The organism is Streptomyces sp. E-08 (assembly GCF_049913095.1).
Taxonomy (GTDB): Bacteria; Actinomycetota; Actinomycetes; order Streptomycetales; family Streptomycetaceae; genus Streptomyces.
On sequence record NZ_CP183971.1, the window covers coordinates 3117940 to 3140168 of the forward strand.

Here is a 22229-nt window from a genome sequence, read left to right on the forward strand (position 1 = left end):
CGGACGGAAATCGGCGGCCTCCTCAGGTCGTACGCAGTATGGTCCGCGTACAGCGGGCGCGGTACGCGGACACGGGGAGGCGGCGTGGAGATCCGGCGGGCGACGACGGTGGCGGAGCTCCTCGCGGTGGGGCACCTGTACGACGGGCCGCCCCGGGAGGCGTGGGCGGCGCGCTTCCTGGCGGCGCCGGGACACCTGATGCTGATCGCGTACGCGGAGGACGGCTTCCCGGCCGGTTTCGTCTCCGGGATCGAGATGCTGCACCCCGACAAGGGCACGGAGATGTGCCTGTACGAGCTGTCCGTGGACGAGGGACACCGGCGGCGCGGGATCGGGCGCGCGCTGACGGAGGCGCTGGTGGCGGAGGCGCGGGAGCGCGGCTGCTACGGCGCCTGGGTCGGCCTCGACACGGACAACGCCCCCGCCCTGGCCACGTACCGCTCGGCGGGCTCGGTGGACGAGGGCGTGTTCGCGATGCGCGGCTGGCCGCTGGGCGAGGACGCGGACGGCTGACCCGGCGGACGCCTGACCCGACGGCTGCCCCGGCGGCTGACCCGGCGGACGCCTGGACGTCCGATGTCCCCGGGGAGCGCGCCCCGGGGACATCGGACGTGGATCAGGCCTGGATCAGGCGCGGATCAGGTGGATCAGGTGGATCAGTGCTTGCGGCGGATCAGGTGGATCAGTGGTTGCGCGGGAAGCCCAGGTCCACGCCCGCGGGGGCGTCGGACGGGTCCGGCCAGCGGGTGGTGACGACCTTGCCGCGGGTGTAGAAGTGCACGCCGTCGTTGCCGTAGATGTGGTGGTCGCCGAAGAGCGAGTCCTTCCAGCCACCGAAGGAGTGGTAGCCCACCGGCACCGGGATCGGCACGTTCACGCCGACCATGCCGGCCTCGACCTCCAGCTGGAAGCGGCGGGCGGCGCCGCCGTCGCGGGTGAAGATCGCGGTGCCGTTGCCGAACGGCGAGGCGTTGATGAGGGCGAGGCCCTCCTCGTACGTCTCGGTGCGCAGCACGCAGAGGACCGGGCCGAAGATCTCGTCCTGGTAGGCCTTGGCGGAGGTCGGCACGTGGTCCAGGAGGGACAGGCCGATCCAGTGGCCGTTCTCGTGGCCGTCGACCGTGTAGCCCGTGCCGTCGAGGACGACCTCGCAGCCCTCGTCCGCCGCGCCGTGGACGTAGGAGGCGACCTTGTCGCGGTGGACGGCCGTGATGAGCGGGCCCATCTCGGAGGTGGGGTCGGTGCCGGGGCCGATCTTGATCTTCTCGGCGCGCTCGCGGATCTTCTGGACGAGCTCGTCGCCGATGGAGCCGACGGCCACGACCGCCGAGATCGCCATGCAGCGCTCGCCGGCGGAGCCGTACGCCGCCGAGACGGCCGCGTCGGCCGCCGCGTCGAGGTCGGCGTCCGGGAGGACCAGCATGTGGTTCTTCGCGCCGCCGAGCGCCTGGACGCGCTTGCCGTTGGCGGAGGCGGTGGTGTGGATGTACCGGGCGATCGGGGTCGAGCCGACGAAGGAGATCGCGGAGACGTCCGGGTGCTCCAGGAGGCGGTCGACGGCCACCTTGTCACCGTGCAGGACGTTGAAGACGCCGTCCGGGAGGCCCGCCTCGGCGAGAAGTTCGGCGATCTTCAGGGACGGCGACGGGTCCTTCTCGCTCGGCTTGAGGATGAAGGTGTTGCCGGTCGCGATGGCGATCGGGAACATCCACATCGGCACCATGGCCGGGAAGTTGAAGGGCGTGATGCCGGCGACGACGCCGACGGGCTGGCGGATCGACGCCACGTCCACGCGGTTCGAGACCTGGGTGGAGAGCTCGCCCTTGAGCTGGGTGGTGATGCCGCAGGCCAGGTCGACGATCTCCAGGCCGCGGGCGACCTCGCCGAGCGCGTCCGAGTGGACCTTGCCGTGCTCGGCGACGATCAGCTCGGCGATCGCGTCGCGGTTGGCGTCGAGCAGCGCGCGGAACTTGAAGAGGATCGTGGTGCGCTGGGCCAGCGAGGAGGTGCCCCAGGTGGCGAAGGCCTCCTTCGCGGCGGCGACGGCCGCGTCGACCTCCTCCACGGAGGCGAGGGCGACCTGGGTGGTCACGGCGCCGGTGGCCGGGTCGGTGACCGGGCCCCAGTTGCCCGACGTGCCCTCGACGGTCTTGCCACCGATCCAGTGGTGGACGCTCTTCGTCATGACGAGTTACTCCTTCAGAGATGGCGGCGTCGGGCGGTGACGTGCCGGTCGTACTCCTCGCGGGCCTTCGCCGCCGACGGGCGGGTCGACGTCTCGGCCACGGGCACATCCCACCACGCCTGGGCCGGGGGCGGGCCCGACACACTGTCTGCCGTTTCGGTCTCGACGTAGACACATGTGGGTTCCGTGGCCGCCCGGGCGTCCGCGAGGGCTTCTCGCAGGTCACGCACGGTGCGGGGGCGCAGTACCCGCATGCCGAGGGAGGCGGCGTTGGCTCCGAGGTCGACGGGGAGCGGCGGTCCGGTGAAGCTCCCGTCGTCCGCCCGGTGCCGGTAGTCGGTGCCGTACCGCTCGGCTCCGACGGCCTCGGAGAGGCCGCCGATGGAGGCGTACCCGTGGTTCTGCAGGATCACCAGCTTCAGGGGCAGTCGTTCCTGGACGGCTGTGACGATCTCGGTGGGATTCATCAAGTATGTACCGTCGCCGACGAGCGCCCAGACGGGTCGGCCGGGCGCGGCGAGGAGGACGCCGATCGCTGCGGGGATCTCGTATCCCATGCAGGAGTAGCCGTACTCGACGTGGTACTGGTCCCGCGAGCGGGTCCGCCACAGCTTGTGGAGGTCGCCGGGGAGCGAGCCCGCGGCGTTGATCAGGATGTCGCGGGCGTCGACCAGAGTGTCGAGTGCGCCGAGCACCTGGGTCTGGGTGGGGCGGGCGTCCTCGTCGGGGACGGCGTAGGCCGCGTCGGTCCGCTCCTGCCACTCGGCCTTCGAGCGGGACCAGTCGGCCGTGGTCCGCCGGTGGCCGCCGAGCGCCCCGGTGAGGGCGGTGAGGCCCTCGCGGGCGTCGGCGACGAGGGGCAGCGCGGCCTGCTTGTGGGCGTCGAAGCCGGTGATGTTGAGGTTGAGGACGGGCGTGTCGGGGCGGAAGAGGGTTCCGGACGCGGTGGTGAAGTCGGTGTACCGGGTGCCGACGCCGATGATCAGGTCGCTGGTGCGGGCGAGGGCGTCGGCGGTGGCGGTGCCGGTGTGGCCGATGCCGCCGACGTCGCAGGGGTGGTCGTACGGGAGGACGCCCTTGCCGGCCTGGGTGGTGGCGACGGGCAGGCCGGTGCGCTCGGCCAGCTCGCGCAGCGCGTCCTCGGCGCGGCTGTGCCGCACGCCGCCGCCGGCGATGATCAGGGGCCGTTCCGCGGCCTTCACGGCGCGGACGGCGGCGTCGAGTTCGGCGGTGTCGGGGCGGGGGCGGCGGATCCGCCAGATCCGCTCGGCGAAGAACTCCTCCGGCCAGTCGTACGCCTCCGCCTGGACGTCCTGGGGCAGGGCGAGGGTCACGGCGCCGGTCTCGGCGGGGTCGGTGAGGACCCGGACGGCGGCGAGGGCGGCCGGGACGAGGGCCTCGGGCCGGGTGACCCGGTCGAAGTACCGGGACACCGGGCGGAGGCAGTCGTTGACGGACACCTCGCCCGCGTAGGGGACCTGGAGCTGCTGGAGGACGGGGTCGGCGGGGCGGGTCGCGAAGGTGTCGCCGGGCAGGAGCAGCACCGGGAGGTGGTTGACCGTGGCGAGGGCGGCGCCGGTGACGAGGTTGGTGGCGCCGGGGCCGATGGAGGTGGTGACGGCGTGCGCGGAGAGCCGGTTCCGCTGGCGGGCGTAGCCGACGGCGGCGTGCACCATGGCCTGCTCGTTGCGGCCCTGGTGGAAGGGCATGCCCTTCTCCTCGACCAGCGCCTGCCCGATCCCGGCGACGTTCCCGTGGCCGAAGATGCCCCAGGTGGCGGCGATCAGCCGGTGCCGTTCGCCGTCGCGTTCGGTGTGCTGGGCGGCGAGGAAGCGGACGAGGGCCTGCGCGACGGTGAGCCTCATGCGTATCCCTCCGTGTGGTCCGGGTGGAAGCAGATCTTCCACTCCCTCTCGGCTCCGGGGCCCGCCATGACGTTGAGGTAGTAGAGGTCGTGCCCCGGCTGGGCGATCGAGGGCCCGTGCCAGCCGTCGGGCACGAGGACCGCGTCGCCGTCCCGGACCTCGGCGAGGAGGTCGGCGCCGCCGGGCCGGGAGGGCGAGATCCGCTGGTAGGCGAGGCCGCGCGGGCCGGCGATCTCGTAGTAGTAGATCTCCTCCAGGGCGGACTCGGCGCCCGGGCGGTGCTCGTCGTGCTTGTGGGGCGGGTAGGAGGACCAGTTCCCGCCGGGCGTGACGACCTCGACGGCGATGAGCCGGTCGCACGCGAAGGCGTCCGCCGAGGCGAAGTTCCGTACGAGGCGCGCGCGGTTTCCGCTGCCCCGGGTCTCGACGGGAACCTCCGGCGCGGGGCCGTAGCGGGCGGGGAGTCTTCGCTCGCACTTCGCTCCTGCCAAAGCGAAGCGGCCTCCCGCGCCGGAGGCGATCTGGGCATGGGCGTCGCGCGGTACGTACGCGAAGTCGGTCACTCCTTCGAACACGCTCGCGCGGCCCAGGAGTTCGATGATCTCGCCGTCGACGCGCACGCTACAGGCACCGGAGAGGGGAAGCACGGCCCATTCGAAATCCCCGCTCCCGAAGGAGTGGTTCTCCCCCGGTCCGAGGGTGAGGACGCGGAGCGCGGAGTACGTCCATCCGGCCCGCCCGGGGTCGATGTCGACGGCGTACGGGCCGTGGGCGGCGGTCCCGGCGGGGAGGTGGAGGCTCGTGTCCATGGCGGATCCCTACCCCGGTTCCCGGATCGATCCCGTGCCCGTGGCGAGGGCTTCGGCGATCTCCGCGGCGTCCGGCATGGCGGAGGAGCACGCGAGGCGGCCCGCGACGATCGCGCCGGCGGCGTTGGCGTGGCGCAGGACCGTGCCGAGGTCGTTTCCGGCGAGCAGTCCGTGGACGAGGGCCCCGCCGAACGCGTCGCCCGCGCCGAGCCCGTTGACGACCTCGACCGGGAGCGGAGGCACCTCGGCCCGGGTCCCGTCGGCGGCGAGCGCCAGGACGCCCGCGGGGCCCTGTTTGACGACGGCGAGCCGGACCGCGCCGGCCGCGAGGAGGGCGCGGGCGGCGGCCTCGGGCTCCCGCTCCCCGGTGGCGACCTCGCACTCGTCGAGGTTGCCGACGGCGACGGTCGCGTGCCGCAGGGCCTCGGTGTAGTACGGGCGGGCGGCCGCCGGGTCCGTCCAGAACATCGGCCGCCAGTCCAGGTCGAGGACCGTCGTCTCCCGGCCGGACCGGGCCCGCAGCGCCTCCAGGGTCGCGGTGCGGCTGGGTTCGGCGCACAGGCCGGTGCCGGTCGCCCAGAAGACCCGGGCGGCGCGGATCGCGTCGAGGTCCAGTTCCTCGGGCCGGATCTCCAGGTCGGGGGCCCGGGGGCGGCGGTAGAAGTAGAGCGGGAAGTCGTCGGGCGGGAAGAGCGCGCAGAAGGTGACGGGGGTGGGGTGCGCGTCGACCTCGGTCACCCAGTGGCCGTCCACGCCGAAGCCCTTGAGCTCGCGGCGCAGATAGGTGCCGAAGGGGTCGGCGCCGGTGCGGGAGACGAGCGCGGTGCGGCGGCCGAGGCGGGCGGCGGCGACGGCAACGTTGGCCGCGGAGCCGCCGAGGAACCTGCTGAAGGTCTCGACCCGGTCGAGTCCGACACCGGACTGGAGCGGGTACAGGTCCACACCGAGGCGGCCCATGGCGATCAGGTCGTACGGCTCCGTCTCCACGCGCCACCTCTCGGCTCGGTCGCCCTCGGCTCCGCACCCAGGTCTAGCCGTCCGCCCGGAGGCGTGTCAACGATATGTCCGGACATTCGGACGCCGTCGGGCGGCCCGATCGGCTTGACGGTGCTCTCGGGCCGCGGCCAAGGTGGCAGTCATGACGAAGCCGTCGCCGCAGCCGTCAGCACCGCCCTCGCCCCGTCCGCCGCAGCCGTCGCCACCGTCCCGGATCCGCATCGGATCGGCCCCCGACTCGTGGGGGGTGTGGTTCGCCGACGATCCCCGGCAGGTGCCGTGGCAGCGCTTCCTCGACGAGGTGTCGGGCGCCGGCTACGGGTGGATCGAGCTGGGACCGTACGGCTATCTCCCGACCGATCCGGCCGTCCTGGCGGAGGAGACCGCCCGGCGCGGGCTCCGGGTCTCGGCGGGCACCGTCTTCACCGGGCTGCACCACGGCCCGGACGTCTGGGACCGGACCTGGGCGCACGTCGCCGAGAACGCCGCCCTCGCGCAGGCCGTGGGCGCCGGGCACCTGGTCGTCATCCCGTCGTTCTGGCGGGACGACCGGACGGGCGAGGTCCTGGAGGAGCCCGTGCTCACGGCCGGGCAGTGGCGGGACCTGACCCGGCTGACGGAGCGCCTGGGCCGGGAGGTGCGCGAGCGGTACGGGCTGCGGATCGTGGTCCATCCGCACGCCGACACCCACCTCGACGGCGAGGAGAGCGTGACGCGCTTCCTCGACGCCACCGACCCGGCCGCGGTCGCGCTCTGCCTGGACACCGGCCACTACGCGTACGCCGGCGGGGACAGCGTCAAGCTGATCGAGACGTACGGGGAGCGGATCGGCTACCTCCACCTCAAGCAGGTCGACCCGGAGGTGCTGGCCGGCGTGGTGGCCGAGGGGGTGCCGTTCGGTCCGGCCGTGGCGCGGGGGGTGATGTGCGAGCCGCCGTCCGGGGTGCCCGCGCTCGAACCGGTGCTCGCCGCCGCGTCGGCCCTGGACGTGGACCTGTTCGCGATCGTCGAGCAGGACATGTACCCGTGCGGGCCGGACGTCCCGTACCCGATCGCCCTGCGGACCCGGCGCTTCCTCCGCTCGTGCGGCGTGTGACCGGCGCATACCGCTCTGACCAGGGGTGACGCACGCGGACACACCGAGGAGCGTGTGTGCCGGTTCCGTCACGCGGATCCCCCTTTCGTCACGCTTGTCTCCGTTACGCGGGCTGTGCGTCACAGGCGGTCGACAGCCGCTCTCCTCCTGCCGGAAGGGGCGTTGCACCGGGCAGAGGCTGATTGATCGCTTGATCACCGACGCCCGCCCGCAGCGCCCCCGAACGGCAGCCCCTGCCGCCGCTGCGTGGCGCGCAGGGAGGTACCGGGCATGACGGACACAAGGCTCTGGTCGTACAAGGACATCGCCGCACACATCAAGGTGCAGCCCGACACGGTCCGCTCCTATCGGAAGCACGGGCTTCTTCCGGCACCCGACCACGTGGAGTCGGGCAGGCCCTACTGGTACGCGGACACGATCCGCGCCTGGGTCGCCAGCCGCCCCGGCAACCGGGCCCGCCGCGACTGACCCGCCCGGTGACGCGCGCCGGGCTCCGGTTCCCCCTCCGGAGCCCGGCGTCGCGCCGCGCGGGTCAGCGGACGGCGCTGTACGTCCTCCCGTCGGCGTCGGTGGCCGCGTCGGTGGCGGTGTCGGTGCCTGATCCGTCCCCGGTGTCCGCAGGGGCGTCCGTCTCGCTGATGCCGAAGCGGTCGTGGAAGCGGCGCAGCGGGGCCGGTGCCCACCAGGTGAGGCGGCCGGTCAGCTTCATCACGGAGGGGACGAGGAGGCTGCGGACCACCATCGCGTCCATGAGGACGGCGAGCGCGACGCCGAGTCCGAGCATCTTGGTGTTGGTGACGCGGGAGGTGCCGATGGCGACCATGACGACGGCGAGGATCACGGCGGCGGCGGTGATCAGGCCGCCCGTGTGGCGCAGCCCGAAGCGGACGGAGTGCTCGTGGTCGCCGGTGGCGTCGTACTCCTCCTTGATGCGGGAGAGCAGGAACACCCCGTAGTCCATGGAGAGTCCGAAGGCCACGCAGAACATCAGCACGGGCAGGGTGGTCTCGATGTCGCCGGTGGAGGTGAAGCCGAGGAACCCGGCGAGGTGCCCCTCCTGGAAGACCCAGACGACGGCGCCGAACATCGCCGTGAGGCTCAGGGCGTTGAGGAGGACGGCCTGGACGGGGACGACGACGCTGCCGGTGAGCAGGAAGACGAGGAGCAGGGTGACGAGGACGATGATCCCGGCCGCCCAGGGCAGGCGGTCGCCGATGGCGTCCTTGGAGTCGACGAGGACGGCGGCCGGTCCGGTGACGGTGGTCGTGAACGGGGCCTCGGCCGCGCGCAGTTCCCCGACGACCCGCTGGGCGCCGGCGCCGACGGTCTCCCCGTCGGGCACCACGGTGAAGTAGGCGGATCCGCCGCCGTCGGTGACGGGACCCTCGGCCCGGGCGACACCGTCGAGGGCGGCGATGCGCTCGCGGTAGCCGGCGTACTGCGCGGGCATGGCCGTCCCCTCGGCGAGGACGGTGAGGCCGCCGCCCGGGTTGCCGGGGAAGCCGTCCCGCAGCTGGTCCTGGACGACCCGGGAGGAGGCGGTGACGGGGAGCTGGCGGTCGTCGGCGGTGCCGAACCTCACGCCGAGGAAGGGCAGCCCGAGGAGGACGAGCCCGGCGGTGGTGACGACGGCGAAGACGGGCGCCCGGCGCATCACGAGGGCGGCGGCCCGCCCCCAGCCGGCCCCGGCGGAGTCGTCCCGGCCACCGGCTCCGGCGGCGTCCGCGCCCGCCCCGGCGGAGTCGTCCCGGCCCGTCCCGGCCGTGTCCTTCCCGGTTGCCCGGCCGCGTCGCAGGAGGCGTCGCAGGTCGAGGGCGTTGACCCGGTCGCCGAGCAGCACGAGGGCGGCGGGGAGCAGGGTGAGCGCGGCGGTGGCGGCGAGCAGGACGACGGCGATCCCGGCGTACGCGAAGGAGCGCAGGAAGTACTGCGGGAAGACCAGCATCGCGGCGAGCGAGACGGCGACGGTCAGGGCGGAGAAGAGCACGGTCCGCCCGGCGGTGCGCAGCGTCGTGCGGACGGCCGCGTACGTGTCGGCGCCGGCCACGAGCTCCTCGCGGTAGCGGCGGACGACGAACAGGGCGTAGTCGATGGCGAGTCCGAGCCCGAGGGCGGTCGTCAGGTTCTGCGCGAAGACGGAGACGTCGGTGAACTCGGTGATGCCGCGCAGGACGGCGTTGGTGCCGAGGATGGCGACGATGCCGACGCCGAGCGGCAGCAGGGCGGCGACGGCGCTGCCGAAGACCATGACGAGCAGGACGAGCGTGAGGGGCAGGGCGATGAGCTCGGCCCGCAGCAGGTCCTCCTGGATGACCGTCTGCATCTCGTGCCGGACGGCGAGCCCGCCGCCGAGGGAGACCTCGACGGGGCCGTGGGTGCCCCGGTACGCGGGGGCGATCCGGTCGAGGACGGCGGCGGCGTCCTTCTCCTCGCCGGCGATCCTCGCGGCGATCACGGCCTGGCGGCCGTCCTCGGAGCGGAGGGCGGGCGAGCCGGTGGACCAGTAGGAGCCGACGCCGTCGACGCCCGGTTCGGCGTCGAGCCGCTCGGCGAGCCGCCGGGCCTCGGCGGCGACGGCCGGGGCGTCGACCCCGGGGGCTCCGGCGTCGACGAGCAGCAGCACGTTCGGCTGGGAGCCGGGGAACTGCCGCTCCAGGGCCTTCGTGGCGTACGTGGACTCGGCGGCCGGGTCCTCCCAGCCGCCGCTGCCCATGCGGTCGGCGACGCCGCCGCCCGCGAGGACGGCGAGGGCCGTCAGCACGAGGGCCACCAGGAGGGTGAGGCGCGGCCTCGCGGTCACGAACCGCGTCCATCCCCCGCCGCGCCCGCCACCGGGGGCCGTTTTCTTGACTTCGGACATGACGCGGTGTCCCCTTCACCGTGGCCCCTGCACGCGCTTCCCGGCAGGTCGCAGGGGCCGCCCATTGCCATAGACTGGCAAACACGAGTGATCGCTCGCGTTTCCTAAGAATGCGAGCGACCTCTCGCGTTTGTCAAACGTGTCGAGGAGACCTGGGGACAGTCATGTCCGAAGAACCGAAGCCACGCCGCCGCCAGGCACGCGGCGAGCGCCGTATCGCACAGCTGCTCCAGGCCGCCGCGAACGTCTTCTGCGCGTACGGGTACACGGCGACCAGCACCAACGCGATCGCCCGCGAGGCGAGCGTCTCGCCCGGCACGCTCTACCAGTACTTCCCGAACAAGGAGGCCATCGCGATAGAGCTCGGCGAGCGCCTCCTGAGCGAGATGAGGGCGGCCCACGGCCAGGCGTTCACCCCGGCGAACCTGGCCCTGCCGCTACCCGAGATGCTGGACGTGGTGGTCGACCCGATGATCGCGTTCAACTGCGAGAACCCGGTCTTCCTCGCGCTCATGCACGGCTCCGAGGTGCCCGGCCGGATCGCCGAGGAGCACGACGCCCTGCACGCCGGCCTGCTGAACTCGGTGCGGGACGTGATCGCGCACTTCGCCCCCGAGCTGACCCCGGAGGAGCGCGCCAGGATCGCCGACATGACCTTCGCGATCTTCAAGGGCGGCCTGGGGCTCGTCCTGGCCTCGCCCGAGGGGGCGGAGCGGGACGCGACGATCACCGAACTGAAGACCGTCCTCCTGCGCTACCTCTCCCCGCTGGTCGACTCTCCCCGCTAAAGCTCGTCACTCACCACGACTCCGAGCCGCCGACCGACTCCGCGGGCAGCGCCTTCTCGCCCGCCCGCGCCCGCAGCTTCAGGGCCAGCAGCGGGAAGACCAGCACGGAGAGCATGCCCGCCCCGACGAGTGCCGCCGCCTCGCCGGCCGTCATCTCCTTGTCGTCCACGCCGATGGTGGTGATCGCGACGACGAGCGGCAGCGCCGTGGAGCCGTACAGGACGAGGCCGCCCCGGTCCCGGCGGCCGAGGTCGCGCGGCGCGAGGAACCAGATCGGCCCGCCGCGCACGACCAGGAAGAGCAGCAGGAAGACCGGCAGCAGGAGCAGGGTCCTGCCCCCGTCGAGGAGCGAGTCCAGGTCGAACTCGATCCCGGTGACGACGAAGAACACCGGGACGAGGAAGCCGAAGCCGACGCCCTCGACCTTCTCCAGGATCTGCGGCCCCGCCTCGGGCGCGGCCCCGGTCAGCACCAGCCGGGTGATGAGTCCGGCCGCGAACGCGCCGAGCAGTACGTCGAGCCCGAGCGCGGTCGACGCCCCGAGCATGAGCGCGAGCAGCAGGAAGACGAAGCGGACCGCGAACTGGCCGCTGCTGTGCAGGGTCTTGGCGATGACCGTGGAGAACCACGGCGGCCGGGGCCGCAGCGCCCAGAGGACGGCTCCGGCGGTGAGCGCGGCGAAGACGGCGAGGAGGGCGGTGGACTCGGCGGCGCCCCTCCCGCTGAGCAGCAGCGCCATCGCGATGATCGGACCGAACTCGCCGACCGCGCCGAAGGCCATGACGACCGAGCCGAACCGCCCGTGGAGGTCGCCGGCGTCGCGCAGCACCGGCAGGACCGTGCCGAGCGCGGTGCTGGTCAGGGCGACGCCGATGAAGACGCCCTTGGTGTAGCCGCCGCCGAGCAGGACGCCGGTGGCGAGCCCGAGACCGAGGGCGGTCAGCCAGGCCCACACGGAGCGCCGGAGGGTGTCGCCGCGGACCTTGCCGAACTCGATCTCGTACCCGGCGAGGAAGATCAGCATGGCCAGGCCGAGCTGCGAGAGCCCGTCGATCAGCGCGTCGGGGCGGGCCCAGTCCAGGACGTCGGGGCCGATGAGGATGCCGAGCAGGATCTCGAAGATGACCAGGGGGACGGGGAGCCTGCGCCCCACCGCGTAGGCGAGCAGCGGCGCCAGGACGGCGATCGCCATGATCAGGATGAGCGTGCTCCCCGAATGCGACATATCGGGTGTTTACCATAGGCTCCGGCCGGACACCTCCACCGGACGGCCCGTCGGCGGAGGAGTTCGGGGGCCTTCCCTCACCCTCGCGCGCCGGGGCCCGGCCCGACTGGAATTTATACCCCCTAGGGGTATAGTCTGGCTCGCGTAAGACCCTGAATCCCCAGGAGGAGAGCGCCATGTCCGCAGAGACGAAGACCGAACTCACCACCGTCTACCAGGTCAAGGGCATGACCTGCGGCCACTGCGAGGGTGCCGTCTCCGGCGAGATCTCCGAGATCCCCGGCGTCTCCACGGTCACGGCCGTCGCCAAGACCGGCGAGGTCACCGTCGTCTCCGACGCCCCCCTCGACCGCGAGGCCGTCGCCGCCGCCGTGGACGAGGCCGGCTACGAGCTGGTCTGACCACCTCCCGGACACGCTTCGCAGGGCCGTACCGTTGTCTGGTACGGCCCTGCTCCTGTTGGGAATCGCGCATGCCAAGCACCACCGTCACCGAGCTGACGATCGGCGGGATGACCTGCGCCTCCTGCGCCGCCCGCATCGAGAAGAAGCTCAACCGGATGGACGGCGTCACCGCCACCGTCAACTACGCCACGGAGAAGGCGCATGTCGAACACGCGCCGGACGTCGACGTCGACGCGCTGATCGCCACCGTCGTGAAGACCGGCTACACCGCGGACGTACCCCTCCCACCGGTGGAGGAGCAGGAGGAGGCGGCGGACCCCGAACTCGCCTCCCTCCGGCAGCGGCTCACCGTCTCCGCGCTCCTCTCGGCACCCGTGGTCCTGCTCGCGATGGTCCCCTCGCTCCAGTTCGACAACTGGCAGTGGCTCTCGCTCACCCTCGCCTCCCCCGTCGTCGTCTGGGGCGGACTGCCCTTCCACCGGGCCGCCTGGACCAACCTCCGGCACGGCGCCGCCACCATGGACACCCTCGTCTCGGTCGGCACCCTCGCCGCGTACGGCTGGTCCCTCTGGGCCCTCTTCCTCGGCGACGCCGGAACGCCCGGCATGCGCCACGGCTTCGACCTCACCGCCGACCGCGCCCACGCCTCCTCCTCGATCTACCTGGAGGTCGCCGCCGGCGTCATCACCTTCATCCTCCTCGGCCGCTACCTGGAGGCCCGCGCCAAGCGGAAGGCGGGCGCCGCGCTGCGGTCCCTGATGGAGCTCGGCGCCAAGGACGTCGCCGTCCTGAACCAGGGCCGAGAGGTACGGATCCCGGTCACCGACCTGCGGACCGGCGACCTCTTCGTCGTACGCCCCGGGGAGAAGATCGCCACCGACGGCACCGTCGCCGAGGGCGCCTCCGCCGTCGACGCCTCCCTGCTCACCGGCGAGTCGATGCCCCTGGACGTCACCCCCGGCACCGCCGTCACCGGTGGCTGCGTCAACGTCTCCGGCCGACTCGTCGTCGAGGCCACCCGGGTCGGCGCGGACACCCAGCTCGCCCGGATCGCGAAGCTCGTCGAGGACGCCCAGAACAGCAAGGCCGAGGTGCAGCGGCTCGCCGACCGGATCTCCGCCGTCTTCGTCCCCGTGGTGCTCCTCATCGCCCTCGGCACCCTCGTCACCTGGCTCCTGGTGACCGACGACGTCACCGCCTCCTTCACCGCGGCCGTCGCCGTCCTGATCATCGCCTGCCCCTGCGCCCTCGGTCTGGCCACCCCGACCGCCCTCATGGTCGGCACCGGCCGCGGCGCCCAGCTCGGCATCCTCATCAAGGGCCCCGAGGTCCTGGAGTCCACCCGTCGCGTCGACACGGTCGTCCTCGACAAGACGGGCACGGTCACCACCGGCCGCATGCGACTGACCGGCGTCCACGTGCACGGCGGCCGGTACGGCACCGACTCCGCCGACGAGACCGAGCTGCTGCGGCTCGCGGGCGCCCTGGAGCACTCCTCCGAGCACCCGGTCGCCCGCGCGATCGCGGCCGGCGCCACCGAGCGCTGCGGGGAGCTGCCCACCCCGAAGACCTTCGAGAACGTGCCCGGGCTCGGCGTGCGCGGCTCCGTCGACGGCCGGCTCGTCCTCGTCGGACGCGCCGCCCTGCTGGAGTCCGAGGGCGTCGAGGCGCCCGCGACGACCGAGCCCGGTGCCGTCCACGTCGCCTGGGACGGGGTGGCCCGGGGCACCCTGACCGTCGCCGACACCGTCAAGGACACCAGCGCCGAGGCGGTCGCCCGGCTGCGCGCCCTGGGCCTGCGGCCGGTGCTGCTCACCGGGGACCACCGGGCGGTGGCGGAGGCCGTGGCGGCCGAGGTGGGCATCGACGAGGTGATCGCGGAGGTGCTACCCGAGGAGAAGGCCGAGGTGGTCCGGCGGCTCCGCGCCGAGGGCCGCACGGTCGCGATGGTGGGCGACGGGGTGAACGACGCCGCGGCGCTCGCCGGCGCCGACCTCGGGCTCGCGATGGGCACGGGCACCGACGCGGCCATCGAGGCGAGCGACCTGACGCTGGTCCGGGGCGATCTGCGGGTGGCGGCGGACGCCATCCGGCTGGCCCGGCGGACCCTGGCGACGATCCGGGGAAACCTCGGCTGGGCCTTCGGCTACAACGTCGCCGCCCTGCCCCTCGCGGCGGCCGGACTCCTCAACCCGATGATCGCGGGCCTGGCCATGGCCTTTTCGTCCGTCTTCGTCGTATCCAACAGCCTTCGTCTGCGGCGGTTCACGTGAATTCACTTACGTGTGACGCACAGGACCTTCACAAGGAGATCTAGATCACAGATATTGGGGGGTAACCATCTGGGCTGTTCGCGAGTCTAAGTGGGCGATGCCAAGAACGTCTTGGGGGACGTTCATGGGATGTCTTGGGGGACGTCCCAGGCAAGCGCGGCCGGGGCACGTGCACCGGGGAGCTTTGAGCGGCCCTCCCGTACGTGCCCCCGGCAGACCGCGCGCCAGACGCCCGGCCCGGATCCCGTGGGGGGAATCCGCACCGGGATATGGAAAGCGCCCCGCTCGCCGACCCGTGGGGGGATCGGTGGCGGGGCGCTTTTCGCTTCCGTCGGGGAGCCTGCGGCTAGCGGGCCTCGACCGGGACGAAGTCGCGGAGGACCTCACCCGTGTAGATCTGGCGCGGGCGGCCGATGCGGGAACCCGGCTCCTTGATCATCTCGTGCCACTGGGCGATCCAGCCCGGGAGGCGGCCGAGGGCGAAGAGGACCGTGAACATCTCGGTCGGGAAGCCCATGGCGCGGTAGATCAGACCGGTGTAGAAGTCCACGTTCGGGTAGAGGTTGCGCGAGACGAAGTACTCGTCGGAGAGCGCGTGCTCCTCCAGCTTGAGCGCGATGTCGAGCAGCTCGTCGGACTTGCCGAGGGCCGAGAGGACATCGTGCGCCGCCGCCTTGATGATCTTGGCGCGCGGGTCGAAGGACTTGTACACCCGGTGGCCGAAGCCCATCAGGCGGACGCCGTCCTCCTTGTTCTTCACCTTGCGGATGAAGGAGTCGACGTCGCCGCCGTTGGCCTTGATGCCCTCGAGCATCTCCAGGACCGACTGGTTGGCGCCACCGTGCAGGGGGCCCCACAGGGCCGAGATGCCGGCGGAGATCGAGGCGAACATGTTCGCCTGCGAGGAGCCGACCAGACGCACGGTGGAGGTCGAGCAGTTCTGCTCGTGGTCCGCGTGCAGGATCAGCAGCTTGTCGAGCGCGTTGACGACGACCGGGTCCAGGTCGTACTCCTGCGCCGGGACCGAGAAGGTCATGCGCAGGAAGTTCTCGACGTACCCGAGGTCGTTGCGCGGGTAGACGAACGGGTGACCGATCGACTTCTTGTACGCGTACGCCGCGATCGTCGGCAGCTTGGCGAGCAGCCGGATCGTGGAGAGGTGACGCTGCTCCTCGTCGAACGGGTTGTGGCTGTCCTGGTAGAAGGTGGACAGCGCGGAGACCACCGAGGACAGCATCGCCATCGGGTGGGCGTCCCGCGGGAAGCCGCGGAAGAAGTTCTTGACGTCCTCGTGGACCAGCGTGTGCTGCGTGATCTCGTTCTTGAAGGTCGACAGCTCGTCGACCTTGGGCAGCTCACCGTTGATCAGCAGGTACGCCACCTCAAGGAAGGTGGAGCGCTCGGCCAGCTGCTCGATGGGGTAGCCGCGGTACCGCAGAATTCCCTGCTCACCGTCGAGGTAGGTGATGGCGGATTTATAGGCGGCGGTGTTGCCGTATCCGCTGTCCAGGGTGACCAGACCGGTCTGGGCTCGGAGTTTGCCGATGTCGAAGCCCTGGTCGCCGACGGTGCTCTCGACCACCGGGTAGGTGTATTCACCGTCCGCGTACCGCAGTACTACAGAGTTGTCGCTCACGTCATCCCTCACCGACGTAGTGCCTCTTCTTCGAGGTGCCCTGACTGTCTCTACCATCCCCCATTTGGCTCAGGAGAGTGCACTCGGGGTCGCTCATTGGGCCATTCGGCGGCACTCAGTGCCGCCAACCTTCATATCCTGCCCCCTTCGCCCCGGTTCCGGTAGTCCCTCGTGATCTTTCACACGAGGGCCTCCCCTGTGAGGCGATGGGCGAGTGCGGTAAAGCGCCTGCCCGCCGAGACCGTACGGACCGCCTGGGCGATCGCCCGCCGGGAGCCGACCAGGACGACCAGCTTCCGGGCGCGGGTCACGGCGGTGTAGAGCAGGTTCCGCTGAAGCATCATCCAGGCGCTCGTGGTGACCGGAATCACCACCGCCGGATATTCGCTGCCCTGCGAGCGGTGGATGGTGACCGCGTACGCGTGGGCGAGTTCGTCCAGCTCGTCGAAGTCGTACGCCACCTCCTCGTCCTCGTCCGTCCGCACGGTCAGCCGCTGCTCGACGGTGTCCAGCGCCGTGACGACGCCGACCGTACCGTTGAAGACCCCGTTGGCCCCCTTCTCATAGTTGTTCCGAATCTGGGTCACCTTGTCGCCGACCCGGAAGACCCGGCCTCCGAACCGCTTCTCCGGCAGGTCCGGGCGGGCCGGGGTGATCGCCTGCTGGAGCAGACCGTTGAGCGAGCCCGCGCCCGCCGGGCCCCGGTGCATCGGGGCGAGGACCTGGACGTCCCGGCGCGGGTCGAGGCCGAACTTGGCCGGAATCCGCCGGGCCGCGACCTCCACGGCGACCCGGGCGGCGTCCTCCGTCTCCTCCTCGGCGAAGAGGAAGAAGTCCGGCAGGCCCTGCGTCTGCGGCGGGGTGCCGGCGTTGATCCGGTGCGCGTTGACGATCACCCCGGACTCCTCGGCCTGCCGGAAGATCCGGGTCAACCGCACGGACGGCACGGGGCTGCCGGGGGCCAGCAGATCGCCGAGGACCTCACCGGCGCCGACCGACGGAAGCTGGTCGACGTCCCCCACGAGCAGCAGATGGGCACCCGGTGCCACCGCCTTGACCAGCTTGTTCGCGAGGAGCAGGTCGAGCATGGAGGCCTCGTCGACGACGATCAGGTCGGCGTCGAGCGGCCGGTCCCGGTCGTAGGCCGCGTCCCCGCCGGGCTTCAGCTCCAGGAGCCGGTGCACCGTGGACGCCTCGGCGCCGGTCAGCTCGGCGAGCCGCTTGGCGGCCCGCCCGGTGGGGGCGGCGAGCACGACCCTGGCCTTCTTGGCGCGGGCCAGCTCCACGATCGAGCGGACCGTGAAGGACTTGCCGCAGCCGGGGCCGCCGGTGAGCACGGCGACCTTGCGGGTGAGGGCGAGCCGGACGGCCTCCTCCTGCTCGGGCGCCAGCGAGGCTCCCGTACGGTCCGCGAGCCAGGCCAGCGCCTTGTCCCAGGCCACGTCCCGGAAGGCCGGCATCCGGTCCTCCTCGGTCCGCAGGAGCCTCCGGAGCTGCCCGGCGAGGGACAGCTCGGCCCGGTGGAAGGGGATCAGGTAGACGGCGGTGACGGGCGTCCCCTCGGGCCCGGGCACGACCTCCCGCACGACCCCCTCGGGATCGCCGGCGAGCTCGGCGAGGCACTCGATGACGAGCCCCGTGTCGACCTGGAGCAGCTTCACGCCGTCCGCGATGAGCCGCTCCTCCGGCAGGAAGCAGTGCCCCTGGTCGCTGGACTGCGACAGCGCGTACTGCAGGCCGGCCTTCACCCGGTCGGGGCTGTCGTGCGGGATGCCGACGGCCTGGGCGATCCGGTCCGCGGTGAGGAAGCCGATGCCCCACACGTCGGCGGCGAGCCGGTACGGCTGGTTCCGCACGACGGAGATCGACGCGTCCCCGTACTTCTTGTAGATGCGCACGGCGATGGAGGTCGAGACCCCCACCCCCTGGAGGAAGACCATCACCTCCTTGATCGCCTTCTGCTCCTCCCAGGCGGCGGTGATGTTCTTCGTGCGCTTCGGCCCGAGCCCGGGGACCTCGATCAGCCGCGCGGGGGCCTCTTCGAGGATGTCGAGGGTGTCGAGCCCGAAGTGCTGGGTGATGCGGTCGGCGAAGACGGGCCCGATGCCCTTGACGAGCCCGGAGCCGAGGTAGCGCCGGATGCCCTGGATGGTGGCAGGAAGGACGGTCGTGTAGTTGTCGACCGTGAACTGCTTCCCGTACTGCGGGTGAGAGCCCCAGCGGCCCTCCATCCGCAGCGACTCCCCCGGCTGCGCGCCGAGCAGCGCCCCGACCACGGTGAGCAGGTCCCCGGCGCCCCGCCCGGTGTCGACCCGGGCGACCGTGTACCCGCTCTCTTCGTTGGCGTAGGTGATCCGCTCCAGAACCCCTTCGAGCACTGCGGGACCGCGACCCTCGTTGGACATGGACCGACCGTAGCGAAGGGCTCGGACAGTGGGACGGGCCCCTGGGGAAAGATCCCGGTCCGGTACCGCCATGTATAAGACGTGGGCATCTTTCCCACATGGTGCGCTTGGAGGGTGATCATGGGTGTGACCAACGTGGATGTGGACGACGACGTACTCGCCGAGGCCGCGAGACTTCTCGGTACGACCACGAAGAAGGACACGATCAAAACGGCGCTGGAAGAGGTCATAAGGCGTCACCGCCGCCGGGCGGCCTTCCAGCGGCTCGCGGAGCGCGGGGTGAGCTGGAGCCCACGCGCCGGGCCCGGGAAGCCCGCAAGGCCGCGCACCACGGCGGCGACGCCGGGTGATCACGTACCTCATCGACACCAGCGCGTACGTCCACCTCGGCACCGATCCCGCGGCAGAGCGGCGCTGGGACGCCGAGATCGAGACCGGCGCCCGCGTCCTCAAGGAGGTCGAGCAACAGGACGTGCGGCACCCGGACAAATGACCGTCGTCAGACGGTCAGGAACGCCTCCAGCGTCTCCTCCAGGACCTCGACGCCGTCCCTCGCCCACAGGTCGTCGTTGAAGAGCTCCACCTCGACCGGGCCCGCGTAGCCGGCCTTCTCCACCAGCTCCGACCAGGCGCGGAGGTCGATCGCTCCCGTGCCCAGCTGGCCCCGGCCGTTGAGGACGCCCGCCGGGAGCGGGGTCGTCCAGTCGGCGAGCTGGAAGGAGTGGATGCGGCCCGCCGCGCCCGCGCGTTCCACCGCCGCCGGGGCCCGGTCGTCCCACCACAGGTGGTACGTGTCGACCGTGACGCCGACCTGGGAGGCGGGGAAGCGTTCCGCGATCTCCAGGGCCTGGTCCAGGGTCGAGACCGCGCACCGGTCGGAGGCGTACATCGGGTGGAAGGGCTCGATGGCCAGCCGGACTCCGCGTTCGCCCGCGTACGGCGCCAGGGTGCCGATCGCCTCCGTGATGCGGGCCCTCGCGGACGGCAGGTCCGGGCACGCCGGGGTGAGGCCGCCCGAGACCAGGACGAGGGTGTCGGTGCCGAGCGTCACCGCCTCGTCGATCGCCGCGCGGTTCTCTGCCTCCCAGCCGTCCGAGGTGAAGAATCCGCCCCGGCAGAGGGTGGTGACGGTGAGCCCCGCGTCCCGTACGAGGCCGGCGGCGGCCTCCACCCCGTACTCCTGGACGGGTTCGCGCCACAGGCCCACGCCTGGGACGCCGAGCCGGAGGCAGTGCTCCACCAGCACCGGCAGCGACAGCTGCTTCACCGTCGCGTGGTTGATGCTGAAGCGGTCCACGTTCACTGCGGGACTCCTTGGACGGCGAGAAGGGCACGCATGCGTGACTCCGCCCGTGCCGGGTCCGGGAACAGCCCGAGTCCGTCGGCGAGTTCGTAGGCGCGGGCCAGGTGCGGGAGCGAGCGGGCGGACTGCAGGCCGCCGACCATCGTGAAGTGGTCCTGGTGCCCGGCCAGCCAGGCGAGGAGGACCACGCCCGTCTTGTAGAAGCGGGTGGGGGGCTGGAACAGGTGCCGGGAGAGCGCGACCGTGGGGTCGAGGATCCCGCGGAAGCCGTCCGCGTCGCCCGTGTCCAGGATCCGTACCGCCTCCGCGGCCAGCGGTCCCAGCGGGTCGAAGATGCCCAGCAGGGCGTGGCTGAAGCCCTGTTCGTCGCCCGCGATCAGCTCCGGGTAGTGGAAGTCGTCGCCCGTGTAGCAGCGGACGCCCTCCGGGAGGCGGCGGCGCAGGTCGACCTCGCGCCGGGCGTCGAGGAGCGAGACCTTGATGCCGTCGACCTTGTCGGGGTGGGCCGCGATCACGTCGAGGAAGGTCTCGGTGGCCGCGTCGAGGTCCGCCGAGCCCCAGTAGCCGTCGAGCGCCGGGTCGAACATCGGGCCCAGCCAGTGCAGGATCACCGGCTCGCCCGCCTGGCGCAGCAGGTGGCCGTAGAGGTCGAGGTAGTCCTCGGGGCCGCGCGCGGCGGCCGCGAGGGCGCGGGAGGCCATGAGGATCGCCTGCGCGCCCGACTCCTCGACGACCGCCAGCTGTTCCTCGTACGCCGCGCGGATCGCCGGGAGCCCGGCCGGGCCCGTCAGCTGGTCGGTGCCGACGCCGCAGGCGATGCGGCCGCCCACCGCCTTGGCCTCGGCGGAGGAGCGGCGGATCAGTTCGGCCGCCCCCGCCCAGTCGAGGCCCATCCCGCGCTGGGCGGTGTCCATGGCCTCGGCGACCCCGAGGCCGTGGGACCACAGGTGCCGGCGGAAGGCGAGCGTGGCGTCCCAGTCGACGGCGGCCGGGGAGTCGGGGGTGACGTCGGCGTACGGGTCGGCGACGACGTGCGCGGCGGAGAAGACCGTACGGGAGGACGGCGGGCCCGCCGCGGAGAGCGCGAGCGGTTCGGCGCGCGGGGTGTACGCGCGCGTGGTCCCGTCCGGGACGGGGAGCCGGATCACAGCGTCACCTCCGGGACGTCGAGGCGGCGGCCCTCGGCGGCGGACCTCAGGCCCAGCTCGGCGAGCTGGACGCCGCGGGCGCCGGCGAGGAGGTCCCAGTGGTACGGCTCGTCGAGCACCACGTGCCGGAGGAACAGCTCCCACTGGGCCTTGAAGCCGTTGTCGAACTCGGCGTTGTCGGGGACCTCCTGCCACTGGTCGCGGAAGGGTTCGGTCGCCGGGATGTCCGGGTTCCAGACCGGCTTGGGGGTGGCCGAGCGGTGCTGGACGCGGCAGTTGCGCAGGCCGGCGACGGCGGAGCCGTGGGTGCCGTCGACCTGGAACTCGACGAGCTCGTCGCGGTTGACGCGGACGGTCCAGGAGGAGTTGATCTGGGCGACGGCGCCGCCCTCCAGCTGGAAGATGCCGTACGCGGCGTCGTCGGCGGTGGCGGCGTACGGCTTGCCCTGCTCGTCCCAGCGCTGCGGCACGTGCGTGGCGACGTGCGCGGTGACGCTCGTGACCCGGCCGAAGAGCTCGTGGAGCACGTACTCCCAGTGCGGGAACATGTCGACGACGATGCCGCCGCCGTCCTCCGAGCGGTAGTTCCAGCTGGGGCGCTGGGCGTCCTGCCAGTCGCCCTCGAAGACCCAGTAGCCGAACTCGCCGCGCACGGACAGGATCTTGCCGAAGAAGCCGCCGTCGATGAGGCGCTTGAGCTTGAGCAGGCCGGGGAGGAAGAGCTTGTCCTGGACGACGCCGTGCTTGACGCCCTTCTCGCGGGCGAGGCGGGCGAGTTCGAGGGCGCCGGCGAGGTCGGCCGCGGTGGGCTTCTCGGTGTAGACGTGCTTGCCCGCCGCGACGGCCTTGGTGAGGGCCTCGACGCGGGCCGAGGTGACCTGGGCGTCGAAGTAGACGTCGATGCTGTCGTCGGCGAGGACGGCGTCGAGGTCGGTGGACCACTCGGTGAGGCCGTGGCGCTCGGCGAGGGCGCGCAGGGCGTGCTCGCGGCGGCCGACGAGGACGGGCTCGGGCCAGAGGACCTCGCCGTTGCCGAGGTCGAGGCCGCCCTGTTCGCGCAGGGCGAGGATCGAGCGGACGAGGTGCTGGCGGTGGCCCATGCGCCCGGTGACGCCGTTCATGGCGATGCGGACTGTCCTACGTGTCACGAAAGGTTCCTCTCCGCGATGCTCCGCGCCCCCTCGGGAGAAAGCGCTTTCTATCGGGGAGGACGCTAGCCTGCCGACATCGCCGCCG

Annotated in this window: 18 protein-coding genes and 1 pseudogene; 8 read left to right on the forward strand and 11 right to left on the reverse strand. The window is 72.1% G+C overall.

Going from position 1 to position 22229, the window contains the following annotated elements:
* Positions 1 to 84: 84 nt before the first annotated feature.
* Complete coding sequence (locus ACN9MM_RS14190) at positions 85 to 513, forward strand: GNAT family N-acetyltransferase (protein WP_426363960.1); 429 nt, start codon at positions 85 to 87, stop codon at positions 511 to 513.
* 169 nt (positions 514 to 682) lie between these two features.
* Here the strand turns inward: ACN9MM_RS14190 and mmsA are convergent, their stop codons facing one another.
* The 4 genes from mmsA to iolC are packed head-to-tail and all read right to left on the reverse strand — an operon-like array spanning position 683 to position 5816.
* Entirely contained in the window at positions 683 to 2185 is a 1503-nt protein-coding gene (gene mmsA, locus ACN9MM_RS14195) for a CoA-acylating methylmalonate-semialdehyde dehydrogenase (RefSeq protein WP_426363961.1), read from the reverse strand.
* Positions 2186 to 2199: 14 nt separating this feature from the next.
* On the reverse strand, positions 2200 to 4050 hold the full coding sequence (iolD, locus tag ACN9MM_RS14200; RefSeq protein WP_426363962.1) for a 3D-(3,5/4)-trihydroxycyclohexane-1,2-dione acylhydrolase (decyclizing): 1851 nt from the start codon (positions 4048 to 4050) through the stop codon (positions 2200 to 2202).
* The gene (gene iolB / locus ACN9MM_RS14205) at positions 4047 to 4859 is read right to left on the reverse strand and encodes a 5-deoxy-glucuronate isomerase (protein ID WP_426363963.1); all 813 of its coding nucleotides are present in this window, start codon (positions 4857 to 4859) and stop codon (positions 4047 to 4049) included. The genes iolD and iolB overlap by 4 nt, the downstream gene beginning before the upstream one ends.
* A 9-nt stretch (positions 4860 to 4868) precedes the next feature.
* Positions 4869 to 5816, reverse strand: a complete 948-nt coding sequence (iolC, locus tag ACN9MM_RS14210) for a 5-dehydro-2-deoxygluconokinase (RefSeq protein WP_426368740.1) — start codon at positions 5814 to 5816, stop codon at positions 4869 to 4871.
* Between the two features lie 181 nt (positions 5817 to 5997).
* Between iolC and ACN9MM_RS14215 the strand changes: the two genes are divergently transcribed.
* On the forward strand, positions 5998 to 6951 hold the full coding sequence (locus tag ACN9MM_RS14215; protein WP_426363964.1) for a sugar phosphate isomerase/epimerase family protein: 954 nt from the start codon (positions 5998 to 6000) through the stop codon (positions 6949 to 6951).
* 270 nt (positions 6952 to 7221) lie between these two features.
* Positions 7222 to 7419: a helix-turn-helix transcriptional regulator gene (locus tag ACN9MM_RS14220; protein ID WP_426363965.1), complete on the forward strand. Its 198-nt coding sequence runs from the start codon at positions 7222 to 7224 to the stop codon at positions 7417 to 7419.
* Positions 7420 to 7483: 64 nt separating this feature from the next.
* Here ACN9MM_RS14220 and ACN9MM_RS14225 read toward each other — a convergent pair whose 3' ends face one another.
* On the reverse strand, positions 7484 to 9811 hold the full coding sequence (locus ACN9MM_RS14225) for an MMPL family transporter (RefSeq protein ID WP_426363966.1): 2328 nt from the start codon (positions 9809 to 9811) through the stop codon (positions 7484 to 7486).
* A gap of 164 nt (positions 9812 to 9975) precedes the next feature.
* Here ACN9MM_RS14225 and ACN9MM_RS14230 point away from each other — a divergent pair, with 164 nt between their 5' ends.
* The gene (locus ACN9MM_RS14230) at positions 9976 to 10599 is read left to right on the forward strand and encodes a TetR/AcrR family transcriptional regulator (RefSeq protein ID WP_426363967.1); all 624 of its coding nucleotides are present in this window, start codon (positions 9976 to 9978) and stop codon (positions 10597 to 10599) included.
* 10 nt (positions 10600 to 10609) lie between these two features.
* Here ACN9MM_RS14230 and ACN9MM_RS14235 read toward each other — a convergent pair whose 3' ends face one another.
* Complete coding sequence (locus ACN9MM_RS14235) at positions 10610 to 11824, reverse strand: cation:proton antiporter (protein ID WP_426363968.1); 1215 nt, start codon at positions 11822 to 11824, stop codon at positions 10610 to 10612.
* A gap of 176 nt (positions 11825 to 12000) precedes the next feature.
* On the opposite strand from ACN9MM_RS14235, the gene ACN9MM_RS14240 reads away from it, so the two are divergent.
* Together ACN9MM_RS14240 and ACN9MM_RS14245 are read left to right on the forward strand one after the other, a co-directional pair.
* Entirely contained in the window at positions 12001 to 12225 is a 225-nt protein-coding gene (locus ACN9MM_RS14240) for a heavy-metal-associated domain-containing protein (RefSeq protein ID WP_426363969.1), read from the forward strand.
* Positions 12226 to 12296: 71 nt separating this feature from the next.
* The gene (locus ACN9MM_RS14245; RefSeq protein WP_426363970.1) at positions 12297 to 14501 is read left to right on the forward strand and encodes a heavy metal translocating P-type ATPase; all 2205 of its coding nucleotides are present in this window, start codon (positions 12297 to 12299) and stop codon (positions 14499 to 14501) included.
* A 346-nt stretch (positions 14502 to 14847) separates the two neighbouring features.
* Here ACN9MM_RS14245 and ACN9MM_RS14250 read toward each other — a convergent pair whose 3' ends face one another.
* Both ACN9MM_RS14250 and recD2 read right to left on the reverse strand, forming a co-directional pair.
* On the reverse strand, positions 14848 to 16137 hold the full coding sequence (locus tag ACN9MM_RS14250) for a citrate synthase (protein ID WP_382855656.1): 1290 nt from the start codon (positions 16135 to 16137) through the stop codon (positions 14848 to 14850).
* Positions 16138 to 16316: 179 nt separating this feature from the next.
* The gene (gene recD2, locus ACN9MM_RS14255) at positions 16317 to 18542 is read right to left on the reverse strand and encodes an SF1B family DNA helicase RecD2 (RefSeq protein WP_426363971.1); all 2226 of its coding nucleotides are present in this window, start codon (positions 18540 to 18542) and stop codon (positions 16317 to 16319) included.
* A 120-nt stretch (positions 18543 to 18662) separates the two neighbouring features.
* On the opposite strand from recD2, the pseudogene ACN9MM_RS14260 reads away from it, so the two are divergent.
* A pseudogene (locus ACN9MM_RS14260) lies at positions 18663 to 18740 on the forward strand (type II toxin-antitoxin system VapB family antitoxin); the annotation flags it as partial.
* A gap of 148 nt (positions 18741 to 18888) precedes the next feature.
* Positions 18889 to 19035 (forward strand): hypothetical protein, encoded by a 147-nt coding sequence (locus ACN9MM_RS14265; protein ID WP_426368966.1) that lies wholly within the window; start codon positions 18889 to 18891, stop codon positions 19033 to 19035.
* A gap of 6 nt (positions 19036 to 19041) precedes the next feature.
* Here ACN9MM_RS14265 and ACN9MM_RS14270 read toward each other — a convergent pair whose 3' ends face one another.
* Genes ACN9MM_RS14270 through ACN9MM_RS14280 form a run of 3 tightly spaced genes read right to left on the reverse strand, consistent with a single transcriptional unit; the run spans position 19042 to position 22141 of the window.
* Positions 19042 to 19845 carry a sugar phosphate isomerase/epimerase family protein gene (locus tag ACN9MM_RS14270; protein ID WP_426363972.1) on the reverse strand — a complete coding sequence of 268 codons (804 nt, stop codon included), beginning with the start codon at positions 19843 to 19845 and terminating at the stop codon, positions 19042 to 19044.
* Positions 19842 to 20993, reverse strand: a complete 1152-nt coding sequence (locus ACN9MM_RS14275) for a dihydrodipicolinate synthase family protein (RefSeq protein WP_426363973.1) — start codon at positions 20991 to 20993, stop codon at positions 19842 to 19844. Before ACN9MM_RS14275 ends, ACN9MM_RS14270 begins: the two co-directional genes overlap by 4 nt.
* Positions 20990 to 22141 (reverse strand): Gfo/Idh/MocA family protein, encoded by a 1152-nt coding sequence (locus ACN9MM_RS14280; RefSeq protein WP_426363974.1) that lies wholly within the window; start codon positions 22139 to 22141, stop codon positions 20990 to 20992. Before ACN9MM_RS14280 ends, ACN9MM_RS14275 begins: the two co-directional genes overlap by 4 nt.
* Between the last annotated feature and the right edge of the window lie 88 nt (positions 22142 to 22229).